This is a genomic window from Kitasatospora sp. MMS16-BH015, from assembly GCF_002943525.1.
Classification (GTDB): domain Bacteria; phylum Actinomycetota; class Actinomycetes; order Streptomycetales; family Streptomycetaceae; genus Kitasatospora.
Window position 1 is genome coordinate 5,513,582 of record NZ_CP025394.1, and the last position, 13,467, is coordinate 5,527,048.

The 13,467-nt window shown below is 72.7% G+C and carries 12 protein-coding genes; 5 read left to right on the forward strand and 7 right to left on the reverse strand.

Translation table 11 applies throughout. The features are described from left to right. Window positions 1–333: 333 nt before the first annotated feature. Entirely contained in the window at window positions 334–3,309 is a 2,976-nt protein-coding gene (locus CFP65_RS23880; RefSeq protein ID WP_158702334.1) for an AfsR/SARP family transcriptional regulator, read from the reverse strand. Window positions 3,310–3,528: 219 nt separating this feature from the next. Here CFP65_RS23880 and CFP65_RS23885 point away from each other — a divergent pair, with 219 nt between their 5' ends. Beyond that, entirely contained in the window at window positions 3,529–3,768 is a 240-nt protein-coding gene (locus CFP65_RS23885) for a hypothetical protein (RefSeq protein WP_104818117.1), read from the forward strand. Between the two features lie 88 nt (window positions 3,769–3,856). Here the strand turns inward: CFP65_RS23885 and CFP65_RS23890 are convergent, their stop codons facing one another. Next, window positions 3,857–5,527 carry a fumarate hydratase gene (locus CFP65_RS23890; protein ID WP_104818118.1) on the reverse strand — a complete coding sequence of 557 codons (1,671 nt, stop codon included), beginning with the start codon at window positions 5,525–5,527 and terminating at the stop codon, window positions 3,857–3,859. A gap of 218 nt (window positions 5,528–5,745) precedes the next feature. Here CFP65_RS23890 and CFP65_RS23895 point away from each other — a divergent pair, with 218 nt between their 5' ends. After that, window positions 5,746–6,444, forward strand: a complete 699-nt coding sequence (locus tag CFP65_RS23895) for a DUF1707 domain-containing protein (RefSeq protein WP_174805568.1) — start codon at window positions 5,746–5,748, stop codon at window positions 6,442–6,444. Window positions 6,445–6,737: 293 nt separating this feature from the next. After that, the gene (locus CFP65_RS23900; RefSeq protein ID WP_104818119.1) at window positions 6,738–7,130 is read left to right on the forward strand and encodes a WhiB family transcriptional regulator; all 393 of its coding nucleotides are present in this window, start codon (window positions 6,738–6,740) and stop codon (window positions 7,128–7,130) included. Window positions 7,131–7,231: 101 nt separating this feature from the next. Here CFP65_RS23900 and glpX read toward each other — a convergent pair whose 3' ends face one another. Beyond that, on the reverse strand, window positions 7,232–8,272 hold the full coding sequence (gene glpX, locus CFP65_RS23905; RefSeq protein WP_104818120.1) for a class II fructose-bisphosphatase: 1,041 nt from the start codon (window positions 8,270–8,272) through the stop codon (window positions 7,232–7,234). Between the two features lie 237 nt (window positions 8,273–8,509). Between glpX and CFP65_RS23910 the strand changes: the two genes are divergently transcribed. Beyond that, a complete protein-coding gene (locus CFP65_RS23910) occupies window positions 8,510–9,016 on the forward strand; it encodes a DUF4245 domain-containing protein (protein WP_104818121.1) in 507 nt (168 codons plus the stop codon). Between the two features lie 92 nt (window positions 9,017–9,108). Here the strand turns inward: CFP65_RS23910 and CFP65_RS23915 are convergent, their stop codons facing one another. Both CFP65_RS23915 and CFP65_RS23920 read right to left on the reverse strand, forming a co-directional pair. After that, window positions 9,109–9,708 carry a malonic semialdehyde reductase gene (locus tag CFP65_RS23915; RefSeq protein WP_104818122.1) on the reverse strand — a complete coding sequence of 200 codons (600 nt, stop codon included), beginning with the start codon at window positions 9,706–9,708 and terminating at the stop codon, window positions 9,109–9,111. Window positions 9,709–9,906: 198 nt separating this feature from the next. After that, window positions 9,907–10,164 (reverse strand): exodeoxyribonuclease VII small subunit, encoded by a 258-nt coding sequence (locus CFP65_RS23920; protein ID WP_104818123.1) that lies wholly within the window; start codon window positions 10,162–10,164, stop codon window positions 9,907–9,909. 108 nt (window positions 10,165–10,272) lie between these two features. Here CFP65_RS23920 and CFP65_RS23925 point away from each other — a divergent pair, with 108 nt between their 5' ends. Then, window positions 10,273–10,770, forward strand: coding sequence for a GNAT family N-acetyltransferase (locus tag CFP65_RS23925; protein ID WP_104818124.1), 498 nt, complete (start codon window positions 10,273–10,275; stop codon window positions 10,768–10,770). A gap of 14 nt (window positions 10,771–10,784) precedes the next feature. Here CFP65_RS23925 and xseA read toward each other — a convergent pair whose 3' ends face one another. Together xseA and CFP65_RS23935 are read right to left on the reverse strand one after the other, a co-directional pair. After that, on the reverse strand, window positions 10,785–11,993 hold the full coding sequence (xseA, locus tag CFP65_RS23930) for an exodeoxyribonuclease VII large subunit (RefSeq protein ID WP_104818125.1): 1,209 nt from the start codon (window positions 11,991–11,993) through the stop codon (window positions 10,785–10,787). Window positions 11,994–12,002: 9 nt separating this feature from the next. After that, on the reverse strand, window positions 12,003–13,415 hold the full coding sequence (locus CFP65_RS23935; RefSeq protein ID WP_104818126.1) for an APC family permease: 1,413 nt from the start codon (window positions 13,413–13,415) through the stop codon (window positions 12,003–12,005). Window positions 13,416–13,467: the final 52 nt, after the last annotated feature.

Here is a 13,467-nt window from a genome sequence, read left to right on the forward strand (position 1 = left end):
GTGGGGACCCTTTCCGGTCAACTCGTCTCCACCCGGAGGAATGTGGCCGAGAACGCGGGAGCTCGTGCCGGGGGCGCAGGTGGCGCGCCCGGGAGCCCGTGGCCCGCCCGCACGCCGGGGTGGCGCCGAGCCACTCCGGGGTCAACGCCGCTGACCTGCGAAAACCCCGGATCGGTGGACGTTTATCGAACGTCAATCGGCCCCTGTCACAGTTGGTTCAGCGCCGGGGAAGCGTCAAGGACGTTCCCGCAGCCGGGGGGCTGCGGGGGCGTCGACGCCACCCACTGGGGGGACCTGTCGGGGGACGGGTTCAGAGTCTGTCGGGGGACGGACTCACGGCGCGGGGGGTATGAGGGACTCGGTGTGCAGTCGGTCGATGAGGTCCTTCACGGGGGAGGCCTCGGGCACACCGAGTCGGGTGAAGATCGCGTGAGCCTCCTGGAGGCAAGCCAGCCCACGGGCCGGTTGGCCCAACTCCAGGAGGGCCTCACCGAGCGCGGCGTTCGCGAGCCCTTCGCAGTGCGCCGCGTCCAGCTCACGCGCGATCACCAACGCTTCGTCGGCCGCCTCGGCGGCCTCCGCCGACTGGCCGTCACTCATCAGGCAGGCCGCCAGCCGGGCCAGCGTGTACGCCTCCCGGAAGCGGTTCTGCTGCTCCTGGTAGAGGTCGCGGGCCTCCCGCAGATGGGTGGCCGCCTCGGCCGGCGAACCGGTCGAGGAGAGCACGATGCCCAACTGGTAGACGGTGTCCGCCAGGCAGGGGGCGTTGTCCGAGGCACGGGCCGTGGCCACCGCCTGGTGCACGGCCTCCACGGCGGCCTCGGGGTTGCCGAGGATGAGGTGGACCCGGGCGATGTTGCCGAGGATCCGGGCCTCGCCGCTCCGGGAGTTGATCACGATGCAGCTCGCCAGCGCCTCCTCGAAGAAGGGCAGGGCCTCGCTGACCCGGTTCCCGAGGTAGAGCATCATGCCGAGCAGGTTGGTCACCATGCAGCGCAGCAGCCGGTCGGCGTCCGGGTCCTGGTGGTCCAGGCTCTCCCGCAGCGCCACTTCGGCCTGCTGGAAGTCGCTCGCCACGTACCGCAGGAAGCCCAGCGCGTAGTGGACCCGGGCGAGGACCGCGCGATCCTCCCGGGCGCGGGCCTGCGCCTCGGCGAACTGGAGGGTCTGCCGGATGCGTGCGGCGTGAGTCGGGTCCTCGACCATGGCGTTGAGCACGATCAGCAGGTCCACTGCCGGTCGGGCGAGCTCGGTGGGCCCGGCGACGGTGGACTCGACGCTGCTCAGCAGCAGTGCCGTCTCCTGCCGCAGCCAGTCCTGCCCGTTCCGGCTGGAGCCGAATGAGAGCCCGGCCGATCGGAGCGGGTTCAACGGCGCCGGCAGCATCTCCTCGGGCTCGATGGCCTGCGCCGCGTTCGTGGTGCTGGCGAGCAGGAGCTCCAGCAGGCGCAGCCGGGCGGCGTCCTGGGCCGCGGTGTCCTTGAGCTTCTCGTTCCGGTGCTGGGCGTACAGGCGCAGCAGGTCGTGGTACCGGTACCGGCCGGGGGTGAAGCACTCCAGCATGTTGGCCTCGACCAGCGCCTCGGCCAGCTCCTCCGCCCGGTCCTCGCCCACGCCGAGCAGCGCCGTGACGGCGCTGAGCGGGAGGTCGGGGGAGTCGACCAGGGAGAGCAGCCGGAAGGCCCGGGCCTCGTCGGTGCTGAGCTGGCCGTAGCCGAGCCCGATGGTGGTCTCGACGGCGAGGTTGCCCAGCTGCAGCTCGGCCAGCCGGCGCCGCTGGTCCGCTAACCGACGGGCCAGGTCGGAGACGCTCCAGCGCGGCCGGCTGGCCAGCCGGGCGGCGGCGATCCGGACGGCCAGCGGCAGGAAACCACAGGCCGTCACCACGGCCAGCGCGGCCTCCGGTTCGGCGGCCACCCGCTGCTCGCCGACGATCGCGGAGAAGAGCGCGAGCGCCTCCTCGGGGGTCAGCTCCTCCACGTCCACCAGGTGCGCGCCGGGGATGCCGGCCAGCCGGGACCGGCTGGTCACCAGCACCGCGCAGCCCGCGACCCCGGGGATGAGCGGGGTCAGCTGGTTCACGTCCTGGGCGTTGTCCAGCAGGATCAGCATCCGCCGGTTGGCCAGCAGCGATCGGTAGAGCGCGGCGCGCTGGTCGAGCGACTCCGGGGTCTCGGCGGCGCCGAGCGCGTGCAGGAAGTCACCGAGCACCACGGCCGGGTCGGCGGGCGAGGCGCCGGCGCCGCGGAGATCGACGTAGAGCTGCCCGTCGGGGAATTCCGAACGGACGCTGTGCGCGACGTGGACCGCGAGGGTGGTCTTTCCGACCCCCCCGATCCCGGCGAGCGAGGTGACCACCACGGCTTGGCCGGACGCATTCTGCAGCACGCCCTGGAGTTCGCCGACAAGTGCCGCGCGTCCACTGAAATCGGACACGTCGGCGGGGAGCTGTGCGGGTGGGGTGAAGACCGGCCCGCTGTCCCGTTCGGAATTGTCCGCAGCCGCCGTCGGAGCGAGGGTCAGGCTCGGATCGGCGGCCAGAATCCGCGAATGCATGGTGGCCAGCCCGGCCCCGGGCTCCACGCCCAGCTCGTCGATCAGCAGCTTGCGGGTGTCGGCGTACACGCCCAGCGACTCGGCCTGCCGGCCGCAGCGGTAGAGGGCGAGCATCAGCAGCTCGCGCAGGCGCTCGCGCAGCGGGTGCTCGGCGGCCAGGGTGCTGAGCTCGGCGACCACCTCGGCGTGCAGGCCGATGTCGAGGGCGGTGGCGCAGCGCTCCTCCCAGGCGGTGATCTGACGCTCGGCCAGCCGCAGGCGCTGGGCGTCCGCGTAGCCGCCGGGCACGCCGGCCAGCGGGCGGCCGCTCCAGAGCGCGAGCGCCTCGACGAGGAGCCGGTGCGCCTCCGGCGCGTCCCCCGCGCTCCGGGCGGCGGAGGCCTCGGCGACCAGTCCGTCGAAGACGGTGAGATCCACCGCCTCCGGGGCCACCCGCAGCGCGTAGCCGTCGCTGACCGAGACCAGCAGCTCGGCCCGGGCCCGCACTTCGCGGTTTGGCTCGATGACGGCGCGCAGCCGGGAGACGTAGGTGCGCAGGGCCGCAACGGCCTGCGGCGGCGGATTCTCGCCCCAGAGGCCGTCCACCAGGTCCTGCGTGGTCACCGGGCGGCCCTGGTGCAGCAGCAGCGCGGTGAGCACGGCCTGCTGCTGCGGGGAGCCGAGGGCGAGCTGCTGCTCGCCGCGCCAGGCCTGGACGGGACCGAGCACCTGGAAGCGCAGCGCTGTGGAGTGCGGCGTTTCCCGAAGCTCCATGTGATCCCCCGATGGCCTGTGATCTTGTTTGCCGAAGCGCGACATGTACGCGGTCAGCTGCGAGGCGACAGCTTAAAGGGAGGCGCGCAAACGTTGGAGAACAGGGCGAGCGGCCAGGTGTTTATAAGACATTTAACGGCCTCTACGATACTGTCCGGGCGCCCCGACCGGCTCGGTCGGGTTCGAAGATATCTGATGACTCGAAAGGCGGCCCAATCCATGGCCGAGAACCAGATACCGGACGCTTCGGCCGGTCAGCAGCTGGTCGGTACGGACCAGCCGGTGGTGCAGGACCTCAGCACCGGTGACTCGACCCCGCTGCAGAACGTGCTCACCCACCTGGAGAACGAGGCCCCCGCCGCCACGACCCAGGTCCCGCCCGTGGTCTCTCCGGTCGTCGGCGACCCGAAGCCCGGTGACGAGCGCCAGCCCACCGGCGCGATCACCAGCCTCCCGTAACTCCCGCCGTGCGCCGTTGATCGAACCCGCACGCCGCTGCACGCCCCGCACCACCCGCCGGTGGTACGGGGCGTTCGACGTTCCCGGCCTACTTCTCCGCGGAGCGGACGCGGATGCTGGTGATCAGCGGACCGTCCGTGACCTCGGCGAAGAAGTCGTTGCCCTTGTCGTCCACCACGATGAAGGCCGGGAAGTCCTCGACCTCGATCCGCCAGACCGCCTCCATGCCGAGCTCGGGGTACTCCAGCACCTCGACCTTCTTGATGCAGTCCTGCGCGAGCCGCGCGGCCGGGCCGCCGATCGAGCCGAGGTAGAAGCCGCCGTGCTCGCCGCAGGCCTTGGTGACCTGCTTGGAGCGGTTGCCCTTGGCCAGCATGACCATCGAGCCGCCGGCCGCCTGGAACTGGTCGACGTAGGAGTCCATCCGGCCCGCCGTGGTCGGGCCGAAGGAGCCGGAGGCGTAGCCCTCGGGGGTCTTGGCCGGGCCGGCGTAGTAGACCGGGTGGTCCTTCATGTACTGGGGCATGCCCTCGCCCGCGTCCAGGCGCTCCTTGATCTTGGCGTGCGCGATGTCGCGCGCCACGACCAGGGTGCCGCTGAGCGAAAGGCGGGTCTTGACCGGGTACTTGGAGAGCTCGGCGCGGATCTCGCTCATCGGCTGGTTGAGGTCCACCCGCACGACCTCGTCGTCGAGGTGCTCGTCCGTGGTGTCCGGCAGGTACTTCGCCGGGTCGGTCTCGAGCTGCTCGAGGAAGACGCCCTCGGCGGTGATCTTGCCGAGCGCCTGGCGGTCGGCCGAGCAGGAGACGGCCATCGCGACCGGCAGCGAGGCGCCGTGGCGGGGCAGGCGGATCACGCGGACGTCGTGGCAGAAGTACTTGCCGCCGAACTGCGCGCCGATGCCGATCTTCTGGGTCAGCTCGGTGACCTTGGCCTCCAGCTCGAGGTCGCGGAAGCCGTGGCCGGTGGCGGCGTCGCCGCTGGTCGGCAGGTTGTCCAGGTAGTGCGCGGAGGCGTACTTGGCGGTCTTCAGCGCGAACTCGGCGCTGGTGCCGCCGACCACGATCGCCAGGTGGTACGGCGGGCAGGCCGCGGTGCCGAGCGAGCGGATCTTCTGCTCCAGGAAGCTGAGCATCGACGCCTCGTTGAGGATCGCCTTGGTCTCCTGGTACAGGTACGACTTGTTGGCCGAGCCGCCGCCCTTGGCCATGAAGAGGAACTTGTAGGCGTCGCCGTCGGTCGCGTAGAGCTCGATCTGGGCCGGGAGGTTGTTGCCGGTGTTCTTCTCGTCCCACATGGTCACCGGAGCCATCTGCGAGTACCGCAGGTTGAGCTTGGTGTACGCGTCGTAGACGCCCTCCGCGATGGCGGCCTCGTCGCCGCCCTGGGTGAGCACGTTCTGGCCGCGCTTGCCCATCACGATCGCGGTGCCGGTGTCCTGGCACATCGGGAGGATGCCGCCGGCCGAGATGTTGACGTTCTTCAGCAGGTCCAGCGCGACGAAGCGGTCGTTCGGGCTGGCCTCCGGGTCGTCCAGGATCCGGCGCAGCTGGGCCAGGTGGGCCGGGCGCAGGTAGTGCGAGATGTCGTGCATCGCCTCGGCGGTGAGCAGCCGCAGCGCCTCCGGCTCGACCTTCAGGAAGGTCCGGCCGTCGGCCTCGAAGGTGGAGACGCCCTCGGACGTGATCTTCCGGTACGGGGTCGGGTCGGCCCCCAGGGGGAGGAGGTCGGAGTAGGCGAACTCTGGCGTGGGAGCCATGGGGTGGTGTCCTTAACTGATCCGGCTGCGTCGACGAAGCACCCTCAAGGGTAGGCGGCGCCGGGGGCCCCGACGTGGAGGGGGCCGCCTTCGTGACCGGGCTCACGTCGACCTGGTCGGACCGGGCCCTCGCCGAACTCTCGTTCGGACCTGGCCCCGGTGACTACGCTTGGGCCGTGGAGAACACGCCGTCACAGGATGACCAGAGCCCCGTCCCCATGACCAAGGCCGAACCGGCCACCCGGCTCACCAAGGCCGAACCGGTCGCCCAGCCGGAGGCCCGACCGGTCGCCGAGGCCGACCTGCGCGCCTCGGACGCCGACCGCGAGCGGATCGCCGAGCTGCTGCGCGACGCCTACGCCGAGGGCCGCCTCACCGTCGAGGAGCACTCCGAGCGGATCGAGGCCGCCTACGCGGCCCGCACCCTCGGTGAACTCGTCCCGCTCACCAGGGACCTCCCCTCGCACCAGCCCCTCTCGGCGCCCCGGCCCGCCACCACCCGGGCCGCCGCGCCCGCCCCGCTGCCCCCGGCCCGCACCGAGGCCCCCACGGCCGTGGCCGTCTTCGGCGGCGCCAGCCGGAAGGGCCGCTTCCGGGTCGGCTCCCACCTGCGGGCGGTGGCCGTCTTCGGCGGGGTCGAGCTCGACCTCACCGACGCGGTCTTCGAATCGCCCGAGGTGGTCATCGAGGTGATCGCCGTCTTCGGCGGCGTGGACATCCGGGTGCCGGAGAACGTCACCCTGCTGGGCACCGGTGCCGGGGTCTTCGGCGGCTTCGACGTCAAGGAGCAGACCTCGGCCGACCCGTACGCGCCGGTGGTGCGGATCAAGGGCGCGGCGGTGTTCGGCGGGGTGGACGCCAAGCCGCGGCGCGGCAAGAAGCTCAAGGAGTGGGTGCGCAAGCAGCTGGGCGAGTGAGCGGCCGCGCGGCGCGGGTCCGCTCCGGGCTCGGAGCGGGTGCACTCCGGACATAACGTCAACTTCCGGGTGGGCACCCGCTCCTGGGGCGAGTGCACTCCGTAGTCGGTCCCTTGCGGTGTGCATGAATAGGGGTACGGCGGGGTAGTTCCTGTCGCACATCGTTTCTTGTACGGCTGTGACCCCGGAGACAGCCGACGCCCGGCCGGTCGAGGCCGCCGGGGTCGCGGCGGGGGGCACGCGGGGAGCCGGGCAGAGGCGAGCCTTCCCCCGAGTCTCGTCAGGAGTGAGCCGTGCTGCATTCGATCGAGTCCAGCGCCCCTAGCGCCACCGTGGCGCTCCGGCGCAGTCCCGCCCCCCAGGCGGGCACCGGGACCCAGCAGCTCGACCTGGACGACAACCCCTGGCACACCGGCGCGGCCTGCCGGCGCGACGAGGCGGGCCTGTTCTTCGCCCCCTCCAAGGAGCCGACCGCCGCCCGGCTGGCCCGGGAGGAGCAGGCCAAGCAGGTCTGCGCCCGCTGTCCCGTCCTGCTGGAGTGCCGCGAGCACGCCCTCGCCCAACCTGAGCCCTACGGCGTCTGGGGCGGCCTCACCGCGGCCGAACGCCGCGTGGTCCTGGCCCGCCGCCGGCGCCGCGAGTCCGAGATCCGCGTCCCGGCTGCCGCCCGCCGGATAGCCGGATAGGTGAGGCCGGGGGCGCGGGGAACTGCGCGAAGCGGTAGGCCGCAGGCCGGTTGTCTTCCGCTCTCGCGCAGTTCCCCGCGCCCCTCAATGAGATGCCCTGATCAGTTGGCGCGATCGAAGTCGATGGCGCTGTAGGCCCGCAGCTTCGAGAGCTTGTGGGTGGAGTCGATCTGGCGGATCGTCCCGCTCTTGGACCGCATCACCAGCGAGCTGGTGGTCGCGGTCTCCTGGCGGTAGCGGACCCCGCGGAGGAGCTCGCCGTCGGTGATGCCGGTGGCGACGAAGAACACGTTGTCGCCGCTGACGAGGTCATCGGTGAGGAGCACGCGGTCCAGGTCGTGGCCCGCGTCGAGGGCCTTCTGGCGCTCCGCGTCGTCCTTGGGCCACAGGCGGCCCTGGATCACGCCGCCCATGCACTTCATCGCGCAGGCCGCGATGATGCCCTCGGGCGTGCCGCCGATGCCGAGCAGCAGGTCGATGCCGGTGCCCTCGCGGGCGGCCATGATCGCACCGGCCACGTCGCCGTCGGAGATGAACTTGATCCGGGCGCCGGCCTCGCGGACCTCGCGGGCGAGGGCCTCGTGGCGCGGGCGGTCCAGGATCATCACGGTGACGTCCTCGACGGCGCTGCCCTTGGCCTTGGCCACCCGGCGGATGTTGACGGCCGGGGGAGCGGTGATGTCGACGAACTCGGCGGCCTCGGGGCCGCAGACCAGCTTGTCCATGTAGAACACGGCGCTCGGGTCGAACATGGTGCCCCGGTCGGCCACGGCCAGCACGGCGACGGCGTTGGCCATGCCCTTGGCGGTCAGCGTGGTGCCGTCCACCGGGTCCACCGCGACGTCGCACTCGGCGCCGGTGCCGTCGCCGACCCGCTCGCCGTTGTAGAGCATGGGGGCTTCGTCCTTCTCGCCCTCGCCGATGACGACGATGCCGTTCATCGAGACGGTGGAGACGAGGGTGCGCATGGCCTTGACGGCCGCGCCGTCGGCGCCGTTCTTGTCGCCCCGGCCGACCCAGCGGCCGGCCGCCATCGCGGCGGCCTCGGTGACGCGGACGAGCTCGAGGGCCAGGTTGCGGTCGGGCGCCTCGGGGGCGACCTCAAGGGAGCTCGGAAGGTGGTGCGGGAACTGCGTGGTCATCGTCGTCGATACCTCTCTGTACGCGACGGCCAGTGAGCGCCCGACTACTGCCTGGGTCGAACGCCGTGCTGAGGGTCATGCGATCGTATCTGCCCTTCAGATGACTGTCTGTGGCGCATGTCCCCCTCACCTGCGATTGTGTGCCGTTTTGCGGGGTTTCACCCCTCCAAGGGGACCCCGGGTGTCGGTGGGCCGACCGCGATGGGTCACCATGGGTGGGTGGCAGGCAAAAGCAGCATGAGAGGCCGGCAGACGGTACGGGACATGATCCTGTCGATGCTGGCCGTCGGCGCCGTGGGCGCCGGTGCGTACGTGTTCATTCCGCACGACACCAAGGGCGACCGCATCCTCCCGGTCGACTACACCTCCTCGCTGGCCTCGGCCAGGCGGGCCGCGCCGTACCCGCTGCTGGGCCCGGCCGACCTCCCGGCCGGCTGGAAGGCGACCTCGGTCGAGTACAAGAAGGACCCGGCGGGCCACGCCAACTGGCACCTGGGCTTCGAGACCCCGACCCGGCAGTACGCGGCGATCGAGCAGAGCGACGCGGCCCGGGTCGACGTGCTCAAGAACGCCGTCCCCGGCGGCCAGGCCGACGGCGCGGCCAAGCTGGGTGCCCAGGACTGGCAGCGCCTCCAGGGCGACCGCTACCGGGCGCTGACCGTGCAGACCGGTTCGGCGACCACCGTGGTCACCGGTACCGCCACGTACGAGGAGCTGGCCGTGCTGGCCCAGTCGCTCAAGTAGCGCCTTCCCCGCCTCCCCTCGGGTGCTCAGGCATGCGGAAGGGCCCCCACCGTCCGCACGGTGGGGGCCCTTCCGCATGCCTGGGGTCAGACTCAGACGGTGGTGAAGACCTCGTCGAAGGCGAGGCGCTCGCCACGCGGGAAGAAGGCCTGCTCGCCCGGCTTGCCGATGGCGACCACGGCCAGCACCGAGTGGTTGCCGTCGGTGAAGAACTCCTTGGTGATGCCGTCGCCGTCGAAGCCGGTCATCGGGCCCGCGGCCAGGCCGGCGGCGCGGATGCCGAGGAAGAAGTAGCCGGCCTGCAGGGTGCCGTTCAGGCGGGCCGAGCCCTCGCGGGCCGGGCGCTCGGTGAAGAAGTCCTTGGCGTTCGGGTAGGCCGGGAACAGGCGCGGCAGGTGCTCGTGGAACTCGTTGTCCACGGCCAGGATGGCGGTCAGCGGGGCGCCGGCGACCTTGGCCTTGTTGCCGTCGCTCATCAGGCCGACCAGGCGCTCGCGGGCCTCCTCGCTGCGGACCAGCACGACGCGCAGCGGCTGCTGGTTCAGCGAGGTGGGGGCGTACTTGACCAGGTCGTAGATGGCCTGGATCTGCTCGTCGCTGACCGGCTCGTCGGAGAAGGCGTGCGCGGTGTGGGCCTCGCGGAAGAGCAGGTCCTGAGCGGCGGAGTCGAGCGCGAGAAGGTCGTTCGTCATGACAGCTCTACCTCAGTCTGTGAGTCGCGGACGGCGATCGGCGCGCCGTTCTACGAGTCCAACACTAGGTGAAGCTTCAACTATTCCGCAATTCAAGTGATCCGAAGTGATCCGAATCACGTTTTGCTGCCCGCCCGCGGGCACCGCTCGGCACCAACTCCCTTGCACCCGTGCTTTCTTCCCTGCAGGTCAGAGCCGCTACTCGGCCTCCTCGGCGGCCTCCTCGGCGGCCAGCGCCGCGTCCAGCCGGGCCCGGGCGCCGTCCAGCCAGCGCTGGCAGACCTTGGCCAGCTGCTCGCCGCGCTCCCACAGGGCCAGCGACTCCTCCAGCGGCACGCCGCCCGCCTCCAGTCGGCGGACCACCTCCAGCAGGGCGTCCCGGGCCTGCTCGTAGCCGAGGCTGTCGTCGGACTGCCGGTCCTGCTCGGACTGCTCCGTCTGCTGCTGATCCGTCATGCGGCCAGCGTAGGGGCTGCGCCCGACAGACCCGAGTCACGCGGCGGGCCGGCCGCAGGGTGGCCAAAGCGGGTGCGGGGCCGTCGGGGCGGCCACTAGCCTCCGGGCATGATCACTGTGCGCCCCGCCACCCCCGCAGACGCCCCCGAGCTGGTCCGACTCCGTGCGCTGATGTTCGCCGCGATGGCCGTCGCCGACGGACGGGAGCCCGAGGACGAGAGCGGCGGGCCGGCCGCCTGGCGGTCGGTGGCCGAGCGCGAGCTGCGCAGCCGCCTGGGCGGGGCGGAGACCACCATGCCCGCCTTCGTGGTGGACGACCCGGCCCACCCCGGCCGGCTGGCCTCCTGCGCCGTCGGCACCCTGGAGCGCCGCCTGCCGGCGCCCGGCCACCCCGACGGCCTGTTCGGCTTCGTCTTCAACATCAGCACCGACCCGGCCGCCCGCCACCGCGGCTACGCCCGGGCCTGCACCGAGGCCCTGCTCGCCTGGTTCGACGCCCGGGGCGCCACCCGGATCGACCTCCACGCCACCGAGGACGGCCAGCAGCTCTACCGCAGCCTCGGCTTCCACGAGCACTCGGTGGCCCTCTCCCGCAAGCCGGCCTAGCCGCGGGGAACGGGTCACTCCTCCCGGCGGACCTCGAAGCCGCCCTCGGCGACCCGGGCGTGCAGCCGGTCGCCCGGGGCGACCGTCGCGGGGTCGGTCACCACGTGGCCGTCGGCGTTCTGGAGCACGGCGTACCCGCGCTCCAGGGTGGCCAGCGGGGAGAGCGCGACCACCCGGGCCAGGGTGTGGCCGAGGTCGGATTCGGCGGCGTCCAGGCGGTGGCCCAGGCAGCGGCGGGAGCGTTCGAGCAGGCCGTCGATCTCGTCCGCCGGGCCGTCCACCAGCCGGTGCGGGGCGGCCAGCACCGGGCGGCTGCGGACGCTCGCCAGGCCGGCCAGCTCCCGTTCGACCCGGCCGAAGACCTGCCGCCGGGCCCGGTCGCGCAGCTGGCGGACCCGGGCCAGCTCCTCGCCCACGTCCGGGACGACCCGCTTGGCGGCGTCGGTCGGGGTGGAGGCCCGCAGGTCGGCGACGTAGTCGAGCAGCGGCTGGTCGGGCTCGTGCCCGATCGCGCTGACCACCGGGGTGCGGGCCTCGGCCACGGCCCGGACCAGGCCCTCGTCCGAGAAGGGCAGCAGGTCCTCCACGCTGCCGCCGCCCCGGGCCACGATGATCACGTCCACCTCGGGGTGGGCGTCCAGCTCCCGGAGGGCGGCGGCCACCTCGCGGACGGCCGAGACGCCCTGGACGGCCACGTTCCGCACCTCGAACCGGACGGCCGGCCAGCGTCGCCGGGCGTTCTCCAGCACGTCCCGCTCGGCGGCGCTGCCCCGGCCGGTGACCAGGCCCACGCAGTGCGGCAGGAAGGGCAGCGGGCGCTTGCGGGCCTCGGCGAACAGGCCCTCGGCGGCCAGCTGCCGCTTGAGGTGTTCGAGCCGGGCCAGCAGCTCGCCGAGGCCGACCAGCCGGAGCTCGGCGGCGCGCAGCGACAGCGTGCCGCGCGCCGCGTACCACTCGGGCTTGGCCCGGACGAGCACCCGCGCGCCCTCCTGCACCCCCTCGGCGACCCGGTCGTACACGGCACGGAAGCAGGTGACGCTCAGCGAGACGTCCCGGTCCGGGTCGCGCAGGGTCAGGAAGACCATGCCCGCCCCCGGGCGCCGGTTGAGCTGGGTGATCTGCCCCTCGACCCAGATCTCGCCCAGCCGGTCGATCCAGCCGCCGATCAGCGCGGAGACCTTCGCGACCGGGATCGGGGCTTCGGGAGAGCTGCTGTTCGCCATGGCACGAGGCTAGCCCGCACCGCCGACGTGACCGGGCTTCCCGCCGCGGCCGACGTGACCGGGCTTCCCGCCGCGCCCGCGTTGGAGCGCCAGCACCGCCAGGCCGGCCGCCGCCCAGACCGCGCCGACCACCTGGGCGGTGTGCGCGGCCTCGACGATCACCGCCACGATCACGGCGATGCCGAGCACCGGCACCACCAGGTGTGGCAGCCAGGCCCGGGAGCCCTGCCGCACGGCGTACCAGCCGATCACCGAGGCGTGCAGCAGGGCGAAGGCGGCGAGTGCGCCGATGTCGACCACGGAGGTCAGCTGGTCCAGGCCGTCCTCGCGGCGGGCGGCCCAGAGCGCGGCCGCCAGGGTGACGGCGGCGGCGGTGAGCAGGGCGAGCCGCGGCACGCCCGAGCGCCGGTCGACCGTGCCGAGGCGGCGGGGCAGCCGGCCCTCCCGGCCCATCGCGAACAGCAGCCGACCGGCCGCCGCCTGCCCGGCCAGGGCGGCGAAGGCGGCGCCGATCGCCTTGCCGGCGGCGACCAGGGTGTGCAGCCAGTGCCCGATCCCGGTGTCCACGGCCTGGTAGAAGGCCGAGCCCTGGGCGGCCGGGTCGGCGGCCAGCTGCTGCGGGTCGAGCGGGTCGAGCAGCGCGGCCAGGTAGGTCTGGGCGACGAAGAGCAGCCCGGCCAGCGCCAGGCACCGGAGCACGGCGCGGGCCACCGCGGTCGAGGCGCCGACGGCCTCCTCGACGAAGGAGGCGATCGCGTCGAAGCCCAGGTAGGAGAGCACGGCGACCGAGACGGCCGAGAGCACGGCGCCGGCCGAGAAGGCGCCCACCCCGGTCAGCGGCGTCCACCACCCGCGCACCGCACCGTCCCGGGCCAGCACCACCACGGCGGCCACTACGAAGACCGCGAGCACCGCCAGCTCCATCGCCAACACCGCGAAGCCCACGGCGGCGGCCGTCCGCACCCCGGCCAGGTTGAGCGCGGTGGTCACCAGCACGGCCAGCGCCGTCCAGACCCAGCGCGACACGCCCGGCACCAGGGAGTTCAGCGCGATGCCGGCGAACAGGTACGCCACCGCCGGGATCAGCAGGTAGTCGAGCATCGCCAGCCACCCGGCCAGGAAGCCCGGGCCCTCGCCGAGCCCGGCCCGGGCGTAGGCGAAGACCGAACCGGTGCGCGGTACGGCCCGCACCATCTGGGCGTACGACAGCGCGGTGAACCCCATCGCCACGGTGGCCACCAGGTACACCGTGGCCACCGCGCCGTGGCTCTTGGCGGCCAGCACGCCGTACACCCCGACCGGGGCCATCGGGGCGATGAAGAGCAACCCGTAGACCATGAGGTCGCGCACCCCGAGCGTGCGGCGCAGCCCGCCCTGCTCGCCCGTCGCTCCGGCGGTGGCCCGACCCTGCTCGCTGCTCATGGGCCAAGTCTGGTCACTTCCGCCCGTTCCGGCCGTCCCGCCTCGCGGGGCC